The organism is Saccharopolyspora flava (genome assembly GCF_900116135.1).
Lineage (GTDB): Bacteria > Actinomycetota > Actinomycetes > Mycobacteriales > Pseudonocardiaceae > Saccharopolyspora > Saccharopolyspora flava.
Genome location: NZ_FOZX01000005.1, coordinates 23,399 through 40,655, shown reverse-complemented (window position 1 = coordinate 40,655; position 17,257 = coordinate 23,399). Strand labels below are relative to the sequence as shown.

Sequence of the window (17,257 nt, the reverse complement as noted above, 5' to 3'; positions counted from 1 at the left end):
GTGAGTGCACAGTGCGCAACGTTCTGCGCGAGTGCTCCGCGCGACGGCGAGATCAGTCCGCTTCGGCGCTCATTCCCGCTGGTAGGTGCTCGGAGAGCAGGTCGAGCAGGCGGTCGGCGTCGACCGGCTTGGTGAGGTACTCGGTGGCGCCGGCGGCGATACTCTGCTCGCGATCGCCCTTCATCGCCTTGGCCGTGACCGCGATGATCGTGAGGTCCCGGTAGCGCGGCATCTCGCGGATCATGCGGATGGTCTCGTTGCCGTCGAGCTGCGGCATCATCACGTCCATCAGCACGATCACGACGTCGGAGTGCTTGCGCAGTTCGGACAGCGCGGCCAGCGCGCTGCCGGCCTGCACCACCTGCAGCCCGTGCTGCTCCAGCAGCACCTTCATCGCCTGCACGCTGCGCTCGTCGTCGTCGACGACCAGCACCTTCTCCGAGTGGAACTGCAGCGACCCGCGCTGCGCGGGCTGGGCGGAGCGATGCAGGTGCGGCTGGGTGTCCCGGTTGGCCAGCTCGGCGGAGCGCAGCGGCGGATCGATGCCCTCGGCCGAGACGTCGAGGCTGGTCTCGGCTTCGGTGGGAGTCCGCGGCAGCGGCGGGGTCTCGGCCGACGCGTCCACCGCGGCCGGTTCCGCATCAACCGGTGCCGCGTCGACGGCTTCCGCCTTCTGCGGTTCCGTCCGCTGCGGGCTCGTCGGCGGTTCGGCGGCCGGTTCGGTCGGCAGGTAGAGGCTGAAGGTGCTGCCCTGCCCGGGTTCGCTGCGCACCTGCAGCTCGCCGCCGAGCAGCTCGGTGAGCTCGCGGCTGATCGACAGGCCCAGCCCGGTGCCGCCGTACTTGCGCACGGTGGTGCCGTCGACCTGCTGGAAGGCCTCGAAGATCAGCGACAGCTTGTCGGACGGGATGCCGATGCCGGTGTCGCGCACCGAGAACACCACGCGCTGCCGGGCGCGGCGCAGCGTCCCGCTGGTGACCTCGGTGGGCTGAGCGGGCCGGATGCGCAGTTCGACGGTGCCGCGATCGGTGAACTTCACCGCGTTGGACAGCAGGTTCCGCACGATCTGCTCGAGCCTGCTGCGGTCGGTGCGCACGCTGGACGGCAACGACGGGGCGACGACGATCTTGAACTCCAGCCCCTTCTCGGCGGCCACCGGCCGGTACATCGAGTCCAGGCTGCGCGCCACCTCGCTGAGCTCGACGTCCTCGGGCAGCAGGTGCATCTGACCGGCTTCCACCTTGGACAGGTCGAGCACGTCGTTGATCAACTGCAGCAGGTCCGAGCCCGCCTGGTGCACGGTCCGGGCCAGGTCCACCTGCTGCGGGGTGAGGTTGCCGTCCATGTTGTCGGCCAGCAGCTTGGCCAGGATGAGCACGCTGTTGAGCGGGGTGCGCAGCTCGTGGGACATGTTGGCCAGGAACTCCGACTTGTAGGCCGAGGCGTCGGAGAGCTGGCGGGCCCGGTCCTCGAGCTCCTGGCGGGCCTGCTCGATCTCGATGTTCTTCATCTCGATGTCGTTGTTGCGGCTGGCCAGCAGCGCCGCCTTCTCCTCCAGCTCGGTGTTGGAGCGCTGCAGCTCCTCCTGCTGGTGCTGGAGCTGCTCGGAGCGTTCCTGCAGCTCGGTGGTCAGGTGCTGGGACTCGGCCAGCAGCGCCTCGGTGCGGGTGTTGACCACGATGGTGTTGACCTCGACGCCGATGGACTCCATGAGCCGGTCCAGCAGGTCCAGGTGCACGGCGGTGAACCGGTGCACCCCGGCGAGTTCGATCACGCCGAGCACCGTGCCCTCGAACAGCACCGGCACGATCGCGACCTGGCCCGGCGCGGTCTCGCCGAGCCCGGAGCCGATCCGGATGTAGTCCGGCGGCGCGTCCTCGACCAGGATCGGCCTGCGGTCCACGGCCGCCTGCCCGACCAGCGACTCGCCGAAGGCGAAGCGCCGCGGCTCGTCCTCGTCGGGCGGGGCCCCGTACCCGGCGGTGTGCTCGAGGTAGCGGCGCCCGTCCTCGCCGGTGCGCGTCAGGTAGAACGCCCCGCGGCCGGCCGAGACCAGCGGCGCCAGCTCCGACATGATCAGCTGCGCGAGGGAGTCGAGGTCGTGCTGGCCCTGCATCAGCGACGACATCCGCGCCAGGTTGGTCTTGAGCCAGTCCTGCTCCCGGTTGGCGCGGGTGGTCTCCTTGAGGTTGCTGATCATCGCGTTGATGTTGTCCTTGAGCTCGGCGATCTCACCGGAGGCGTCGACCGTGATCTGCCTGGTCAGATCGCCCTCGGTGACCGCGGTGGCGACCTGGGCGATGGCCCGCACCTGGGTGGTGAGGTTGCCGGCGAGCCGGTTGACGCTCTCGGTCAGCCGCCGCCAGGTGCCCGAGACGTCGGCGACCTCGGCCTGGCCGCCGAGCGTGCCCTCGGTGCCGACCTCGCGGGCCACCCGCGTCACCTCGGCCGCGAACGCCGAGAGCTGATCGACCATCGTGTTGATCGTCGTCTTGAGCTCCAGGATCTCGCCGCGCGCGTTGACGTCGATCTTCTTCGACAGGTCGCCCCGGGCGACCGCGGTGGTCACCTGCGCGATGCTGCGGACCTGGTTGGTGAGGTTGTCGGCCATGGTGTTGACGTTGTCGGTGAGGTCCTTCCAGATCCCCGCCACCCCGTACACCCGCGCCTGCCCGCCGAGCTTGCCCTCGATGCCGACCTCGCGGGCCACCCGCGTCACCTCGGCCGCGAACGCCGAGAGCTGATCGACCATCGTGTTGATCGTGTTCTTCAGCTGCAGGATCTCGCCCTGGGCGTCCACGTCGATCTTCCGCGTCAGGTCGCCGGCGGCCACGGCGGTGGCGACCTGGGCGATGTCGCGGACCTGGCTGGTGAGGTTGTCGGCCATGAAGTTCACCGAGTCGGCCGCCAGCGCCCAGCCGCCCTCGACCGGGCCGTCCAGCGTCACCGGTGCGACCGGCAGCTGGCCGCGCGCCACCGACTCCCCCACCCGCTGCAGCTCACCGGCCAGCCGCTGGTTGCGCTCGGCGACCTCGTTGTAGATCGCGGCGGCCTCGGCCGCGGCACCGCCGCCGGTGACGACCAGGCGGCGGCGGAAGTTGCCGTCGCGCAGTTCCCGCAGCGCGGGCAGCAGCCGGTCCAGGACCTGCTCGGCGTCCGACCGCTCCGGCAGTGGTGGCATCGGGTTCCCTTCGCGGTCAGCGCTTGCGGGAATCGCGGTCCAGCCGCAGTTCGGTGGCCAGCACGGCCGCCTCGCTGCGGTGGCGCATCGCGAGCTTCGCCAGCATCTGCGAGACGTAGTTCTTGATGGTCTTCTCGGCCAGCACCATCCGGTCGGCGATCTCGCGGTTGGTCATGCCCTCGCCGATGAGCTCCAGCACCTGCCGTTCGCGGGCGGTGAGCTCGCGCAGCGGGTCGGCCTTCTCCTGCTCCTTGCGCAACCAGGCCAGCATCGCCTCGGTGCGCTGCGGGCTCAGCAGCGATTCCCCGGCGCCGACCTTGCGCAGGGCGGCGACGAGCTCCTCGCTGACCACGCCCTTGAGCACGAAACCGCTGGCCCCGGCCATGATCGCGTCCATCAGGGCCTCGTGGTCGTCGAAGGAGGTCAGCATCAGGCAGCGCAGCTCCGGCAGCTGCGAGCGCAGTTCCCGGCACAGCTCGACGCCGTTGCCGTCGGGCAACCGGACGTCGAGCACCGCCACCTCGGGGCGGATCTTCGGGACCCAGGCCAGCGCCTCGGCCACGCTGCCGGCCTCGCCCACCAGCTCCAGGTCGGCCTCGGCGCCCACCAGCGCGGCGATGCCGCGCCTGATCACGTCGTGGTCGTCGACCACGAACACCCGTGTGCTCATCTCACTTCCCGGCGCAGATGGTCTCCACGAAGTGCGCGAGCCGGTCGTCGTCGAGGTGCTGGGCCAGATCGGCCTCGCTGATCATGCCCACGAGGCGGTGGTCGGAGATGACCGGCATCCGCCGGATCCGGTGCCGCTCCATCGAGGAGAGCACCTCGCCGACGTCGGATCGCGCGTCGATCCAGTGTGGCGCGCCCTGAGCCATCTCGCTCGCCTTGACCTCGGCGGGATCGCGGCCGTCGGCGCAACAGCGCACCACGATGTCGCGGTCGGTGATGATGCCGTGCAGCCGGTCGTCCTGCCCGCAGATCGGCAGCGAGCCGACGTCGAGATCGCGCATCATCCGCGCGGCGGTGAGCAGCGTGTCGTTCTCGCCGATGCAGTCGGCACCGGCGTGCATGATGTCGCGTGCGGTCGTCATGGGTCAGCCCTCCTCGGGAGTGGGGTGACTCCGCACTACCCGAGGCCGGAAAGCGCGAAACCCGGCCGGGGAGGCGCTGAAAGCGGTCGTCCGCGTCAGTACTCGCGCATCAGGCGGTCGAAGGCGCTGTTGGCCTCCGACCACTCGTGGGTGAGGACCTCGGTGGGCACCTCGGGGCGCGGTTCGGCGTCGACGGTGACCGCGAATCCGCGGTCGGACACCCGGCGGCGCATCTGCACGAGGTGTCCGCCGCTGGACCGGCCGACCCGCTCGCCCTGGTCGTTGGACTCGGTCTGCCCCGGTTGCAGGGTCGCAGTGCTGAACTCAGCCATGCCCCCATTGCACCGCAACCCGTCAACCCCGGCACCCGCACGGCCGACCGGATCGACCACGGGCAGCTCTTAGCGGGAGCTGCTGCGGAAGCGGCGCAGGCGGAGGCTGTTGCCGACGACGAACAGGGAGCTGAAGGCCATGGCCGCTCCCGCGATCATCGGGTTGAGCAGCCCGGCGGCGGCCAGCGGCAGGGCCGCGACGTTGTAGGCCAGTGCCCAGAACATGTTGCCGCGAATGGTGGTCAGCGTGCGCCGGGACAGCCGGATGGCGTCGACCGCGGCGCGCAGGTCGCCGCGCACCAGGGTGAGGTCGCCTGCCTCGATGGCGATGTCGGTGCCGGTGCCCATCGACAGGCCGAGGTCGGCCTGGGCGAGCGCGGCGGCGTCGTTGACGCCGTCGCCGACCATCGCCACCGCCTTGCCCTCGCCCTGCAGCCGCTTGACGACGTCGACCTTGTCGGCGGGCATCACCTCGGCGATGACCTCGTCGATGCCGACCTGCGCGGCCACCGCGTCGGCCGCGGCCGCGTTGTCGCCGGTGAGCAGCACGGGGGTCAGCCCGAGGTCGCGCAGCTGCGAGATCGCCTGCTGCGAGGTCGGTTTGACGGTGTCGGCCGCGACCAGCACCGCGCGGGCGGCGCCGTCCCAGGCCAGCACGATCGCCGTCCTGCCCTTGGCCTCGGCTTCCGCCTTCGCCTCGGCGAGCTCCCCGTCGAGGTGCAGGCCCCACCGGCTCAGCAGGGCGGAGCGACCGGCCAGCACGGACCGGCCGTCGACGACGCCCTGGACGCCGAGTCCTTCGAGGTTGGTGAAGTCCGCGACCGGGGGCAGTTCACCGGTCTCCTGCTCGGCGGCGGTGCTGATGGCGCGGGCGATGGGGTGCTCGGAGGCGTGCTCGACGGCTCCGGCCACCCGCAGCGCCTCGGCGCGGTCGGTGCCCTCGGCGGTGCGGACGTCGACCAGCTGCATCCGCCCGGTGGTGACGGTGCCGGTCTTGTCCAGCACGACCGTGTCGATGCCGCGGGTGGACTCCAGCACCTGCGGGCCCTTGATGAGCACGCCCAGCTGGGCGCCGCGCCCGGTGCCGACCAGCAGGGCGGTCGGCGTGGCCAGACCCATCGCGCACGGGCAGGCGATGATGAGCACGGCCACCGCCGCGGTGAACGCGGCCGTGGTGGGCTGACCGGCGAGCAGCCAGCCGAGCAGGGTCAGCAGCGCCAGGCCGATGACGATCGGCACGAACACCGCCGAGACCCGGTCGGCGAGCCGCTGGATCTGCGCCTTGCCGGTCTGGGCCTCCTCCACCATCTGCGCCATCTGCGCCAGCTGGGTTCCGGAGCCGACCTGCGTGGCGCGCACGACCAGCCGTCCCCCGGCGTTGACGGTCGCGCCGACCACCGAGTCGCCGGGGCCGACCTCGACGGGCACGGACTCGCCGGTGAGCATCGAGGCGTCGACGGCCGAGCCGCCTTCCTCCACGACGCCGTCGGTGGCGATCTTCTCGCCCGGGCGCACCACGAACCGGTCGCCGACCGCCAGCTGCGCGGTCGGGACGCGGACCTCCTGGCCGTCGCGCAGCACCGCGACGTCCTTGGCACCCAGTTCCAGCAGGGCGCGCAGCGCGGCCCCGGCGCGGCGCTTGGCGCGGGCCTCGAAGTACCGGCCGGCCAGCACGAAGGTGGTGACGGCGGCCGCGACCTCCAGGTAGATGGAGCCGGTGGCGTCGCCGCGCTCGATGGTGAAGGTGAACGGGTGGGTCATGCCGGGCGTCCCGGCGTGCCCGAACAGCAGCGCGTACAGCGACCAGATGAAGGCCGCGAGCGTGCCCATCGACACCAGGGTGTCCATGGTCGCGGCGCCGTGGCGCAGGTTCACCCACGCCGCGCGGTGCAGCGGCCAGCCGCCCCACACCACGACCGGCGCGGCCAGCACCAGCGAGATCCACTGCCAGTAGGTGAACTGCAGGACCGGCACCATCGCCAGCAATGCGACCGGCACCGACAGCGCCAGCGAGCCGAGCAGCCGCTGCCGCAGCGCGTCGGCCGGTTCGGCCTCGCCGGTGTCCTCGGGCTCGGCGGCCGGGAGCGCGGCGGAGTACCCGGCGGCCTCGACGACCTCGATCAGGCGTTGCGGATCGAGCTCGTCGGGCGCGGTGACCTGGGCCTTCTCCGTCGCGTAGTTGACGCTGGCGGTGACGCCCTCGACCTTGTTGAGCTTGCGCTCGATGCGGTTGGCGCACGACGCGCAGGTCATGCCGGTGATCGCCAGCTCGACGGTGCGGCCCGCGGAGTGCTCGACGGTGGTCATGCCAGGTCCTCTCCCGCGCTCGGCCCGATCAGGAGACCAGCTCGTAGCCGGCCTCTTCGACGGCCGCGCGCACGGCGGTCTCCTCGGCGCTGCCGACGACGGTCACGGCACCGGTGGGCAGGTCGACCTTCACCTCGGTCACGCCGTCGAGGGCACCGACCTCCTCGGTCACCGAAGCCACGCAGTGCTGGCAGGTCATTCCGGTCACGTGGTAGGTCGTCTCGCTCATCGGGGCCATCCCTCTCGCTCTCGGGTTGTCGTCGGCATCGCGCCGACACACCCGAAACTATACCCCCAGGGGGTACGGCGGCAAGCAGGGCACGCCCGCGATCGTAATACCCCCGAGGGGTAGTACCACCAGCGGTGGAGCCGGGTGTTGCCCGGCTCCACCGTGGACTCAGGCGGTGACGACCTGGTCGCCCTGCACGCGGACCGGGATCGAGGCCAGCGGCCGGTCGGCGGGCCCCTTGCGGACCGCGCCGGTCGCGGCGTCGAACACCGATCCGTGGCACGGGCAGGTCAGCTCGGCCCCGGCGGGCTTGACCGGGCAGCCCTTGTGCGTGCACGCGGCGTCGAAGGCCGCGGCGGTGGACTCGTCCGGCCTGGCCACTATGGCCTGCCGCCCGTCGGGGGTCTGCACCGGGATGGCACCGCCGACCGGCACCGCGGCCAGCGGCGTCAGGACCTGGCCCGACGGGGCGGGCTGCGGCGGGGCGGGCGGCTGGGAGTCGGATTGCTGCGGGGCCTGGGCGCCGCAGGCGGACAGGGCGGCGACGCCGGCGGCGGCACCTCCGGCGGCGAGCACGGAACGGCGGGAGCGGATGTCATCGGTCATGCGCTCGAACACGGTGGATCCGCCGGATCGGTTCAATCTCCTTCGAAATTGAACCGGATCCGCCCACTCCGCGTGTTCCTCCGCGTACGACGAGTCCGACGTGAGGCTGGAGCGTGACGATGATCGGCTGGATACTGCGAGCGCTGGTGGCGCTGGGCCTGCTCGGCTCGGCGTGGGTGCACTGGGTGGTGTGGCAGGACTGGGCCGCCGACATGGCCGTGGTGGGCCCGTCGTTCCTGGTCAACGTCATCGCCGGGGTGCTCATCGCGATCGCCGTGCTCGTCTGGCGCTCACCGCTGCCCGCGCTCGCCGCCATCGCCTTCGGCCTGGCCACCCTCGCCGCCTACGCGCTGTCGCTGACCGTCGGGTTCTTCGGGGTGCAGGAGCAGTTCGCCACCGCTGAGGAGGTCTGGGGCGTGATCACCGAGGTCGGCTGCGTGGTGTTCGGCGCCGCGCTGCTGGCGGTCTCCCGCGACCGCTCCCGGGCGGCGGCGTGACCGACGGGCCCGAGGCGCAGCTGATGCGCGTGCTGCACGACCAGCACGCGCCCGCGCTGCGGTCGTTCGCCCTGGAGCTGACCAACGGCGACCGGGCCCGCGCCGAGGACGTGGTGCAGGAGACGATGCTGCGGGCCTGGCGGCATCCCAAGGTGCTGGACCAGTCCGAGCGCTCGGCCCGCTCGTGGCTGCTGACGGTGGCGCGGCGGATCGCCATCGACGAGTGGCGGTCCGGGACCTCCCGGGTGGAGGTGATGACCGACGTCCCGCCGGAGCCGGTCGGCGAGGACGGCACCGAGCGCGCCCTGCAGGGCTGGCTGGTGGCCGACGCGCTCGCCGAGCTGTCGACCCGGCACCGCGAGGTCCTGGCGCTGTGCTTCTACCAGGGCCTGTCGGTCGCCGACGCCGCGGCGCGGCTCGGCGTGCCCGAGGGGACGGTCAAGTCCCGCACGCACTACGCGTTGCGCGCGCTGCGCCTGGCGCTGGAGGAAAGGGGGGTGGTGGGATGACCGACCGCGCCGATCCGTTCGCCCACTTCGACGCCGCCTACGTGCTCGGCGCGCTGTCGCCGGAGGACCGCGCCGCCTTCGAGCGGCACCTCGCGGGCTGCGAGGCCTGCACCGCCGCCGTCGGGCGGCTCGCCGAGCTGCCCGGGCTGCTCGGCCAGGTCGATCCGGCGCAGGTCGACGACGGGACCGACCGGCTGCCGGGGCTGCTCGACGAGGTGCGTCGCGGCAGGCGGCGCCGGACCGCCGGCGCGGTCGCCGCGGGCGCGGTGGCGGTGGCGGCCTGCGCGGCGATGGTGCTCTCGACCGGGCTCACCGAGTCGGGCCCGGGCACCGAGATGACCGCGCTGGGCAGCTACCCGGTGGCCGCCAGCGTCAACCTCAGCGATCTGCCCTCGGGAACCCGGGTGGACGTGGACTGCGAGTACGACGGCGGGCGCGGCGGCGACTACGTGCTGGTGGTGGTGCGCCGCGACGGCACCGACGACGTGCTGGCGCGGTGGTTCGCCATGCCCGACAACAACGCGGTGCTCAAGGTGACCACGCCGCTGCGGCGCAGCGAGATCCGCTCGCTGGAGCTGCGCACGCCCAACGGCCCGGCGCTGCTGACGCTGCCGGTCACGCGATGACGCGGTGGTCGGCGGCCAGCGCCTTGGCGCGGGTGAGCAACTCCTCGGGCATCGCCGCCGGGGTCAGGCCGAAGCGGGCGTCGTAGGCGGCCACGACGGAGTCCTCGAACCCGGCAAGGGAGGTGCCCGGGGACTCGTCGGCGATCGAGCCGACCGAGTCGTCGTCGAAGGGCAGGTCCAGGGCCCGGTAGATCTCGGCGAGCAGCGGGCGCAGCGCGTCGGCGTCGTCGAGGATCGCCACCGCGCTGAACAGCCACGCACCGCGCACCATCCGCTGAGCGGTGCCGACGAGCTTCACGCGGCCGCGCGCGTTGACGCTGTGCGCGCCCGGGCAGTACTCCCCCGGCACGGCCCCGACCTGCGCGGCCACGCCGTGCGCGGCCAGGACCTCGGACCACAGCTCGGCGTAGCCGACGAACCGCTCCTCCAGGCCCGCCAGGCGGCCCGGGTCGGGCGCGACGTGGTCGACGACCAGGGAGTTCTCGGTGTAGGCGACGGCCCGGCCGCCGGGTGCGCGCAGCACCGGGGTGAACCCGGCGTCGCGGGCCGCGGCGACGGCGTCGGGGAACCCGGGCAGCAGGCTGTCGCGACGGCCGAAGGCCACCACCGGCGCGTCCGGCCGGTACACCCGCAGCACCGGTCCGGTCTCCCCGGCGCTGGTCCGCCGCAGCATCGCGTGCGCGGTCGCCACCTCCACCGCCTGGTCCTCGCCCACGCCCAAAGCCCCGCGCAACAACTCCACCCCCGCAGTCTAGGAGCCGCGCCGGACCCACCCCGCCCGGCCGTTCGGGGCCCGGTCTCACCGGAGACCGGGCCCCGAACAGCGCGATGTCAGTCCTCCAGGAGCGGGGTGCCGTTGAAGACGGCGAGCTCCTCCCGGTAGAACTCCAGGCCGATGCCGTTGGGGTCGCGGATGTAGAGGCTGTCGTCGATCCCGCGGTCGGGACCGATGTACTCCACCCCGGCCTCGTCGAGCCGCTTGCGGGCGGCGGCGAAGTTGTCGGCGTCGGTGGCCAGGGCGATGTGCTGCACCGCCCCGATGGTCTCCTCGAACGGCGGGTGGTCGTGGCCGGGGAAGTCGAAGAACCCCAGCAGGTTGCGGTTGCCGACGTCGAAGAAGAAGTGGCTGGAACCGGCGTAGTCCCGGTTCTCCACCAGCTCGACCAGCGGGAATCCCAGCAGCTCCTGGTAGAAGCGGATGGTCTCCTCGACGTCGGAGCAGATCAGCGCCACGTGGTGAAAGCCCCCGACGGTCGGCGCCGGACGCTGCGCGCTCGGCTTCAGGTAGCGGTCGCGGAGCTCGTTGCGACGAGCCCGGACGGCCTCCAGCTCGGCTCCTTGCGGCTGCGGCATGTTCCGACTCCTTTCGTTTTCAACCAATTCTAGGCGACTGCGACGACTCGATGATCAGTCGGATTCGGGCGTTCCGCTCAGCACAACGATGTGACCGGCCTGCGGACGTGGCACGCTGAACCGATGGACGAGGGTCGGTTGACGACCTACCGGCGCAGGCGCGACTTCGCGCGCACCGCCGAACCGCGCGGCGGCGAGACCTCCGGCACCGGCGACCGGTTCGTCGTGCAGCGCCACCGCGCCCGCCGCAGGCACTACGACCTGCGCCTGGAGCACGACGGCGCGCTGCTGAGCTGGGCGGTGCCCAAGGGCCCGACGCTGGACCCGGCGGTGCGGCGGATCGCCGTGCGGGTGGAGGACCACCCGCTGGAGTACGCCGATTTCGAGGGCACCATCCCGGCCGGTGAGTACGGCGGCGGCGACGTGATCGTGTGGGATCGCGGCACCTGGACCCCCGGCGAGGACGACCCGGCCGCCGCGCTGGAGGCGGGCACGCTGCACTTCGAGCTGCACGGCGAGAAGCTGCGCGGGCACTTCGTGCTGGTGCGGCGCGGCGAGACGCAGTGGCTGCTGCTGCACAAGCGCGACGAGCACGCCGTGGACGACTGGGATCCCGAGCACCACCCGGTCTCGGTGAAGAGCGGCCGCACCAACGAGCAGGTCGCGGCCGCGCCAGAGGCGATGTGGCGCGGCGACCTGCCCGCCGACCGCGCCGAGATCCGGCTCCGCCCGTCCTGGCGGCCACCGACCGACGACGAGCTCGCGGAGCTGGCGGCCCTGGGTCAGAAGGGGACCTGGACGTTGCAGGGCGAGCGGATCAAGCTGACCAACCTCGACAAGGTGCTGTTCCCCGGCCGCGACGGCGAGGACCCGATCACCAAGCGCGAGCTGATCGGCTACCACGCGCGGATCGCGCCGGTGATGCTGCCGTACCTGGCCGACCGGGCGCTCAACAGCCACCGCTTCCCGCGCGGCGTGGACGCACCGGGCTTCTGGCACAAAAAGGCGCCCTCCCACGCGCCGGACTGGCTGCGGACCTGGACCTACCCGGGCGCCGACGCCGACGACGTGCAGCGCTACATCGTGCCGGACAGCCCGGCCGCGCTGGCCTGGCTGGCCAACTACGCGGCGCTGGAGCTGCACCCGTGGACCTCGCCGATCGACGACGTGGAGCACCCCAGCTGGGCGCTGTTCGACATCGACCCCGGCGAGCGCACGAGCTTCGACGACGTGCTGACGCTGGCGCGGCTGCACCGCGCGGCGATGGAGCACCTGGGAGTGCTGGGCAAGCCGAAGGTGACCGGGCAGCGCGGGATCCAGATCTGGGTGCCGATCGCACCGCGCTACAGCTACGCCGAGACCCGCGAGTGGGTGGAGAAGGTGTCGCGGGCCGTCGGCAACACCGTGCCGGAGCTGGTCAGCTGGGCGTGGAGCAGGTCAGAGCGGCGCGGCCTGGCGCGGCTGGACTACACCCAGAACGTCCTGAGCAAGACTCTCGTCGCGCCCTACAGCGCCCGCCCGCGGCCGGGCGCGCCGGTGTCGGTCCCGCTGGAGTGGGACGAGCTCGACGACCCGGACCTGACGCCGGACCGCTGGACGCTGCGCACCGTCGGCGACCGGGTCGCCGAGCGCGGCGATCCCTTCGCGGAACTGCTCGACCAGCGCCAGACGCTCCCGCCGGTGTGAGCCGACGGTCGCGGAGGGGTCCTACGCGTCGACCCAGCCGTGCCGGACGGCGATCTGGGTGAGCTTCTGCCGGACCTGCAGGATCTGCTCGGCGGTCATCGTCGGCGCGGAGGTCAGCAGCGCCTCGGTGATCGTCTCGTGGAACTCCTTGGGCGAGAGCACGTCGAAGAGCTCCTCGCCCGGCGGCGGCTCGTTCTCCCCGCGTTCGACGGGAGCGGCCGGCGCTTCCCGCACGATGCTCACGTTCGAGGCCTTCGGGCCGCGGTCGCTGTCCTCCAGGTCGAACTCGACGACCACCCCGGGCACGACCAGGTGCTTGTCGAAGGTCAGATCGTTGACGTGGATGAACACGTCCTCGCCACCGACGTCGGGCGCCACGAAACCGTAGCCGCGCACCTCGTCGAACCTGATGACCTTGCCGGTGACCATCTGCCGCACCCCGCCTTCACCCCGCACCGCAGCGCGAGCACTCTACCTCCGGTCACGAGAGGGCCACCAACGGTGTCCAGCAAGAGCGAAGAAGGCCGCACCCACCCGTCACCGCCGCGGCATCGGGATGTCCGTGTTGGGCTTGCTGCGCTCCTTGGGGCCGTGCTCGATGAAGTCCGCGGCGAACCTGATCCCCGCCTGGTAGGCCTCCACCCGGGCGCGGCCGATCTCGGCTTCGATCGTCTCCGGGTACAGCTCCTCCGCCAGCGAGCGGATCTCCGCCAGCCGGCTGCGGGTCTCCTCGTCCATCCTGGTTGCCACCCTTCCGCATGAACACCTCTGAAAATCCTCAAGGGTGTTCGCGTTTCTCGCACGACCGGGCAAGGCTAGACCTGAATCACGATCAGGTGAGGGCGGTGGTGATCGTTAGCCCGGCCACCACTGCGAGTCACCACCCCCGATCTGCGGTTACGATCCGCCGGGCAGCAGGTGCGACGGGGCGTGGAGGCGGCATGGGCGAGGGCCGGCTGGGGCTGGAAGTCGATCAGAACGTGGCGCGGATCACGATCGACAACCCGGGCAAGCGCAACGCGATGAACGCGGCGATGTGGCGCACGCTGCCGGAGCTGCTCGCCGAGATCACCGCCGACCCGGCGGTGCGCGTCGTGGTGCTCACCGGCACCGGGGACGCCTTCTGCGCCGGGGCCGACATCTCCGAGCTGCACGAGATCGAAGGCCCGGAGGGCAGCGCGACCGAACCCGCCGAGCGCGCCCTGCTGGACTGCCCGCTGCCGACGATCGCGCTGATCAACGGCCTGTGCATCGGCGGCGGATGCCAGCTGGCGGCGGCCTGCGACCTGCGGATCGCCGCCGAACCGGCGGTCTTCGGCATCACTCCGGCCAAGCTCGGCGTGGTCTACCCGTCGTCGAGCATCGAGCGGCTGACCGAGCTGGTCGGACCGGCGGCGGCCAAGCTGCTGCTGTTCTCGGCGGACTTCTTCGACTCCGGGCGCGCGCTGGGGATGCGGCTGGTCGACGAGGTGGTGGCCGATCCGGCCGCGCGGGTCGCCGAGCTGGCGGCGACGATCGCGGGCCGGTCGCAGCTGAGCGTGCGCGCGGCCAAGCAGCTGGTCGACCTCGCGGCCCGTGGTGAGTCGCTGACCGAGCGGGCCGCGCACTGGCAGGACGTGGCCACCGAGACCGGCGAGACCGCCGAGGGCGTCACGGCGTTCCTGGAGCGCAGGCCCGCGGTGTTCCCCTACGCCTGACCGCCGTTGCGGGCGTCCAGGGCGCGGCGGCTGGCGGCGATGATCGTCGACAGCAAGCCGTGCAGCTCCTCCAGCGCGGAGAGCTCCACGCCCAGCGTCTCGACGATCCGGTACGGGATCTTCTCCGCCTCCGCGCGCAGCCGAGCGCCCTCGTCGGTGAGCGCGACCTCCAGCCTGCGCTCGTCGCTGCGGCTGCGGGTCCGCACCACGTAGCCGACCGCTTCCAGCCGCTTGAGCAGCGGCGACAGGGTGGCGGCGTCGGCGTGCAGCGCCGCGCAGAGGTCGGTGACCGAGCGCGGGGAGCGCTCCCACAGCGCCAGCATCACCAGGTACTGCGGGTGCGTGAGGTTCATCGGCGCGAGCAGCGGCCGGTAGAGCGAGATGACGTTGCGGGAGGCGACCGACAGCGCGAAGCACACCTGGCGGTCGAGGGCGAGCGGGTCCTCGCCCAGGTCGGGAGTCTGCACGCGGTCAGCTTACCCACACTTCGGGACGCGCTAACAGTTAGTGTGCTAAGTATTGGTGTGTGAGCCGACAGCCTGACTCCCGCCCGACACGACCGGACCCGCTGCGGTGGATCTGGTACGCCTTCGGAGGCCGCCTGCCCTCGCGGTACCGCGAGTGGGTGCTGCACGACGTCACCTGCCGCACCTGGGTGCTGCGGCACACCGCGCGCAGCCTGGTCCAGATCTCCCCCGGCCTGCTGTTCCTGCTGCTGCCGGGGCCGCTGTGGATCCGCGCGATGGCCGTGCTCGGCGGCGTGATCCTGGCGCTGTGGTACTCGCTGTCGTACATGGAGCACACCTGCGAGTACCGGCTGCACAAGCACGGCTACCCGATCGGCACCGGCCGGGCCACCCGCGAGGCCGCGCACGCCGAGGCCCGTGCGGCCCGGGCCTCCCGCTACGACGAGATCTACCGCAACCAGGGTTGATCGCTGCTGCCGCCGGGTGAGAACGGTGGCAATCGCTCTTGCCGCAGTGGCAATCTGGTTGGGTGGACGGTGAATTCGGGAACGCGCTGGAAGCCGTCGGACCGCGGTTGCGGGCGCTGCGCAAGCAGCGCGAGACGACGCTGTCCGAGCTGTCGGAGACCACCGGCATCTCGGTGAGCACGCTGTCGAGACTGGAGTCCGGTTCCCGCAAACCCACCCTGGAACTGCTGCTGCCGCTGGCCAAGGCGCACGGCGTCACGCTCGACGAGCTCGTCGACGCCCCGCCGACCGGCGATCCCCGCGTGCACCTGCGGCCGGTCTCGCGCGGCGGCATGACGATGCTGCCGCTGACCCGCCGCGCGGGCGGCATCCAGGCCTACAAGCTGATCATCCCGCCCTCGGCCCGGCGCGGCGAGCCCGATCCGCAGTCCCACGAGGGGTACGAGTGGCTCTACGTCCTCAACGGACGGTTGCGGATGGTCCTCGGCGAGCACGACCTGGTGCTCTCCCCCGGCGAGGCCGCCGAGTTCGACACCCGCGTCCCGCACTGGTTCGGCCCGGCCGACGACCAGACCGTGGAGTTCCTGAGCCTGTTCGGCAAGCAGGGCGAACGAGCCCACCTCCGCGCCAAGCCGAAGGACCGCCCGACGCCGTGATTTCCCGCTGCCGACGAGCAGCGTTCACACCCCGGCCACGCGGGCCTGGCTGGATTCGGCGAGAGCGAGGAGGTCGTGACGTGGTGAGCAGACGGGGTTTCCTGGCGGCGTCGGGAGCGGTCGCGGCGGTGAACCTGCTTCCGGGAGTGGCGTTCTCCGCCCAGGCCGGGGGTGAGCGGACCAGCACGGCGACCGGGACGTTGCCGCCGGGCGTCGAGGACTGGTTCTATCTCCCGGTCGAGGTGCCCGAGGGCGTCGCGGAGCTGGAGGTCGTCTACTCCTACGACGAACCGGAGGTCCCGGACGGAGCCCGCGGGAACGCCTGCGACATCGGCGTCTTCGGCCCGCACGGGCACGAGCTGGGCGACGCCCGGGGGTTTCGCGGCTGGTCCGGCGGTTTCCGCGACCGCTTCACGCTCAGCGCCTCGGCCGCGACACCCGGCTACCTGCCGGGACCGATCGAGCCGGGGACCTGGCACGTCGTGCTCGGTCCCTACACGGTGGCCCCGCAGGGCATGCGGTACCGGGTCGAGGTGACGCTGCGCTTCGGCGAGCCCGGCGCGCCCGCGAAGCCGAACCCGGCGCCGGAGACCGCGCCCGCCCGCGACCGGGGCCGCGCCTGGTACCGCGGCGACAACCACCTGCACACGGTGCACTCCGACGGCCGCCGCACCCCGGCCGAGCTCGTCGAGGCCGCCCGCGCGGCCGGGCTGGACTTCATCACCTCCACCGAGCACAACACGCCGTCGGCGTCGTGGCAGTGGGGCGAGCACGCCACCGACGACCTGCTGATCCTCAACGGCGAGGAGGTCACCACCCGCTCCGGGCACTGGCCGGCGATCGGGCTGCCGCCCGGCGAGTGGATCGACTGGCGATACCGCTCGACGGATCCGCGCGGGTTCCGGCGCTTCGTCGACCAGGTCCACGACGCGGGCGGGCTGGTGGTGGCCGCCCACCCGTTCGCCAACTGCTTCGGCTGCACCTACGAGTTCGACTACGCGCTGGCCGACCTCATCGAGGTCTGGAACAAGGATTGGACCGCCGAGGAGGAGGCCGCGCTGCACCAGTGGGACGGGCTGCTGCGCACCGGCCACTGGATCCCGCTGATCGGCAACTCCGACGCGCACAACCCCACCGACGCCGTCGGCAGCCCGCACACCGTCGTGCTCGCCGACTCCCTGCGGCGCGAGGACCTGCTCGCGGGGTTGCGCACGGGCCGCTCGTGGCTGGCCGAATCCGCCTCGGTGCAGCTGGAGTTCACCGCCACCGCGGGCGGCCGCAGCGCCGGGATCGGCGAGACGCTGCCCGTCGACACCGGTACCCCGGTGACCTTCGAGGTGTCGGTGTCCGGTGTCCCGGGCACCGAGGTCCGCGTCCTCGACCAGCTCGGGCTGGAGCACAGCGCGACCGGCTCGACGAGCTGGACCACCTACCGCCGCTACACCCGCTGGGCGCGGGTGGAGGTGCGGCGCGGCGACACCGCGGTCGCCTTGACCAACCCGATCTTCCTCGGCGAGTTAGGTTAGGGCCGACCCGCCACGTTCGAGGAGGAT

The 17,257-nt window shown here is 72.1% G+C and carries 19 protein-coding genes and 1 pseudogene; 8 read left to right on the top strand and 12 right to left on the bottom strand.

Annotated elements, in window-relative coordinates; all coding sequences use genetic code 11:
- Positions 1–52 precede the first annotated feature (52 nt).
- The 7 genes and pseudogenes from BM424_RS15925 to BM424_RS15895 form a co-directional block, all read right to left on the bottom strand.
- Positions 53–3,103 (bottom strand): annotated as a pseudogene (locus tag BM424_RS15925) (ATP-binding protein); the annotation flags it as partial.
- Positions 3,104–3,197: 94 nt separating this feature from the next.
- Positions 3,198–3,851: a response regulator gene (locus tag BM424_RS15920; RefSeq protein WP_093418411.1), complete on the bottom strand. Its 654-nt coding sequence runs from the start codon at positions 3,849–3,851 to the stop codon at positions 3,198–3,200.
- Between the two features lies 1 nt (position 3,852).
- The gene (locus BM424_RS15915) at positions 3,853–4,272 is read right to left on the bottom strand and encodes a CBS domain-containing protein (protein ID WP_093418408.1); all 420 of its coding nucleotides are present in this window, start codon (positions 4,270–4,272) and stop codon (positions 3,853–3,855) included.
- 95 nt (positions 4,273–4,367) lie between these two features.
- Complete coding sequence (locus tag BM424_RS15910; protein WP_245775880.1) at positions 4,368–4,604, bottom strand: hypothetical protein; 237 nt, start codon at positions 4,602–4,604, stop codon at positions 4,368–4,370.
- 69 nt (positions 4,605–4,673) lie between these two features.
- A complete protein-coding gene (locus BM424_RS15905; RefSeq protein ID WP_093418403.1) occupies positions 4,674–6,911 on the bottom strand; it encodes a heavy metal translocating P-type ATPase in 2,238 nt (745 codons plus the stop codon).
- 28 nt (positions 6,912–6,939) lie between these two features.
- Positions 6,940–7,140 (bottom strand): heavy-metal-associated domain-containing protein, encoded by a 201-nt coding sequence (locus BM424_RS15900; protein WP_093418401.1) that lies wholly within the window; start codon positions 7,138–7,140, stop codon positions 6,940–6,942.
- Positions 7,141–7,308: 168 nt separating this feature from the next.
- Positions 7,309–7,746: a Rieske (2Fe-2S) protein gene (locus BM424_RS15895; protein ID WP_093419228.1), complete on the bottom strand. Its 438-nt coding sequence runs from the start codon at positions 7,744–7,746 to the stop codon at positions 7,309–7,311.
- Positions 7,747–7,865: 119 nt separating this feature from the next.
- On the opposite strand from BM424_RS15895, the gene BM424_RS15890 reads away from it, so the two are divergent.
- The 3 genes from BM424_RS15890 to BM424_RS15880 are packed head-to-tail and all read left to right on the top strand — an operon-like array spanning position 7,866 to position 9,378.
- Positions 7,866–8,243: a hypothetical protein gene (locus tag BM424_RS15890; protein WP_093418398.1), complete on the top strand. Its 378-nt coding sequence runs from the start codon at positions 7,866–7,868 to the stop codon at positions 8,241–8,243.
- Entirely contained in the window at positions 8,240–8,752 is a 513-nt protein-coding gene (locus tag BM424_RS15885; protein WP_093418395.1) for a sigma-70 family RNA polymerase sigma factor, read from the top strand. Before BM424_RS15890 ends, BM424_RS15885 begins: the two co-directional genes overlap by 4 nt.
- Complete coding sequence (locus BM424_RS15880) at positions 8,749–9,378, top strand: anti-sigma factor family protein (protein WP_093418393.1); 630 nt, start codon at positions 8,749–8,751, stop codon at positions 9,376–9,378. Before BM424_RS15885 ends, BM424_RS15880 begins: the two co-directional genes overlap by 4 nt.
- Here the strand turns inward: BM424_RS15880 and BM424_RS15875 are convergent.
- On the bottom strand, positions 9,368–10,120 hold the full coding sequence (locus BM424_RS15875; protein ID WP_093418390.1) for a lipoate--protein ligase family protein: 753 nt from the start codon (positions 10,118–10,120) through the stop codon (positions 9,368–9,370). The genes BM424_RS15880 and BM424_RS15875 overlap by 11 nt on opposite strands.
- 89 nt (positions 10,121–10,209) lie before the next feature.
- Positions 10,210–10,731: a VOC family protein gene (locus BM424_RS15870; protein ID WP_093418388.1), complete on the bottom strand. Its 522-nt coding sequence runs from the start codon at positions 10,729–10,731 to the stop codon at positions 10,210–10,212.
- Positions 10,732–10,854: 123 nt separating this feature from the next.
- On the opposite strand from BM424_RS15870, the gene BM424_RS15865 reads away from it, so the two are divergent.
- On the top strand, positions 10,855–12,417 hold the full coding sequence (locus BM424_RS15865; RefSeq protein ID WP_093419225.1) for a non-homologous end-joining DNA ligase LigD: 1,563 nt from the start codon (positions 10,855–10,857) through the stop codon (positions 12,415–12,417).
- A gap of 21 nt (positions 12,418–12,438) precedes the next feature.
- On the opposite strand, the gene BM424_RS15860 is transcribed toward BM424_RS15865, so the two are convergent.
- Entirely contained in the window at positions 12,439–12,846 is a 408-nt protein-coding gene (locus BM424_RS15860) for a cold-shock protein (RefSeq protein ID WP_093419224.1), read from the bottom strand.
- Positions 12,847–12,954: 108 nt separating this feature from the next.
- Positions 12,955–13,167, bottom strand: a complete 213-nt coding sequence (locus BM424_RS15855; RefSeq protein ID WP_139274081.1) for a hypothetical protein — start codon at positions 13,165–13,167, stop codon at positions 12,955–12,957.
- A 191-nt stretch (positions 13,168–13,358) separates the two neighbouring features.
- Between BM424_RS15855 and BM424_RS15850 the strand changes: the two genes are divergently transcribed.
- On the top strand, positions 13,359–14,114 hold the full coding sequence (locus BM424_RS15850) for an enoyl-CoA hydratase/isomerase family protein (protein ID WP_093418383.1): 756 nt from the start codon (positions 13,359–13,361) through the stop codon (positions 14,112–14,114).
- On the opposite strand, the gene BM424_RS15845 is transcribed toward BM424_RS15850, so the two are convergent.
- A complete protein-coding gene (locus tag BM424_RS15845) occupies positions 14,105–14,581 on the bottom strand; it encodes a MarR family winged helix-turn-helix transcriptional regulator (protein ID WP_093418380.1) in 477 nt (158 codons plus the stop codon). The genes BM424_RS15850 and BM424_RS15845 overlap by 10 nt on opposite strands.
- 59 nt (positions 14,582–14,640) lie before the next feature.
- Here BM424_RS15845 and BM424_RS15840 point away from each other — a divergent pair, with 59 nt between their 5' ends.
- From BM424_RS15840 to BM424_RS15830, 3 genes are all read left to right on the top strand, one after another.
- The gene (locus BM424_RS15840) at positions 14,641–15,048 is read left to right on the top strand and encodes a DUF5313 family protein (RefSeq protein WP_093418377.1); all 408 of its coding nucleotides are present in this window, start codon (positions 14,641–14,643) and stop codon (positions 15,046–15,048) included.
- Positions 15,049–15,110: 62 nt separating this feature from the next.
- Complete coding sequence (locus BM424_RS15835; RefSeq protein ID WP_093418375.1) at positions 15,111–15,704, top strand: helix-turn-helix domain-containing protein; 594 nt, start codon at positions 15,111–15,113, stop codon at positions 15,702–15,704.
- Positions 15,705–15,787: 83 nt separating this feature from the next.
- The gene (locus tag BM424_RS15830; RefSeq protein WP_093419223.1) at positions 15,788–17,230 is read left to right on the top strand and encodes a CehA/McbA family metallohydrolase; all 1,443 of its coding nucleotides are present in this window, start codon (positions 15,788–15,790) and stop codon (positions 17,228–17,230) included.
- Positions 17,231–17,257: the final 27 nt, after the last annotated feature.

Bases quoted from the DNA above. Each gene is read 5' to 3' on its own strand.
- BM424_RS15870 (WP_093418388.1), bottom strand. From the start codon at position 10,731: ATGCCGCAGCCGCAAGGAGCCGAGCTGGAGGCCGTCCGGGCTCGTCGC.
- BM424_RS15920 (WP_093418411.1), bottom strand. From the start codon at position 3,851: ATGAGCACACGGGTGTTCGTGGTCGACGACCACGACGTGATCAGGCGC.
- BM424_RS15895 (WP_093419228.1), bottom strand. From the start codon at position 7,746: ATGACCGATGACATCCGCTCCCGCCGTTCCGTGCTCGCCGCCGGAGGT.
- BM424_RS15910 (WP_245775880.1), bottom strand. From the start codon at position 4,604: ATGGCTGAGTTCAGCACTGCGACCCTGCAACCGGGGCAGACCGAGTCC.
- BM424_RS15905 (WP_093418403.1), bottom strand. From the start codon at position 6,911: ATGACCACCGTCGAGCACTCCGCGGGCCGCACCGTCGAGCTGGCGATC.
- BM424_RS15865 (WP_093419225.1), top strand. From the start codon at position 10,855: ATGGACGAGGGTCGGTTGACGACCTACCGGCGCAGGCGCGACTTCGCG.
- BM424_RS15900 (WP_093418401.1), bottom strand. From the start codon at position 7,140: ATGAGCGAGACGACCTACCACGTGACCGGAATGACCTGCCAGCACTGC.
- BM424_RS15890 (WP_093418398.1), top strand. From the start codon at position 7,866: ATGATCGGCTGGATACTGCGAGCGCTGGTGGCGCTGGGCCTGCTCGGC.
- BM424_RS15880 (WP_093418393.1), top strand. From the start codon at position 8,749: ATGACCGACCGCGCCGATCCGTTCGCCCACTTCGACGCCGCCTACGTG.
- BM424_RS15860 (WP_093419224.1), bottom strand. From the start codon at position 12,846: ATGGTCACCGGCAAGGTCATCAGGTTCGACGAGGTGCGCGGCTACGGT.
- BM424_RS15915 (WP_093418408.1), bottom strand. From the start codon at position 4,272: ATGACGACCGCACGCGACATCATGCACGCCGGTGCCGACTGCATCGGC.
- BM424_RS15850 (WP_093418383.1), top strand. From the start codon at position 13,359: ATGGGCGAGGGCCGGCTGGGGCTGGAAGTCGATCAGAACGTGGCGCGG.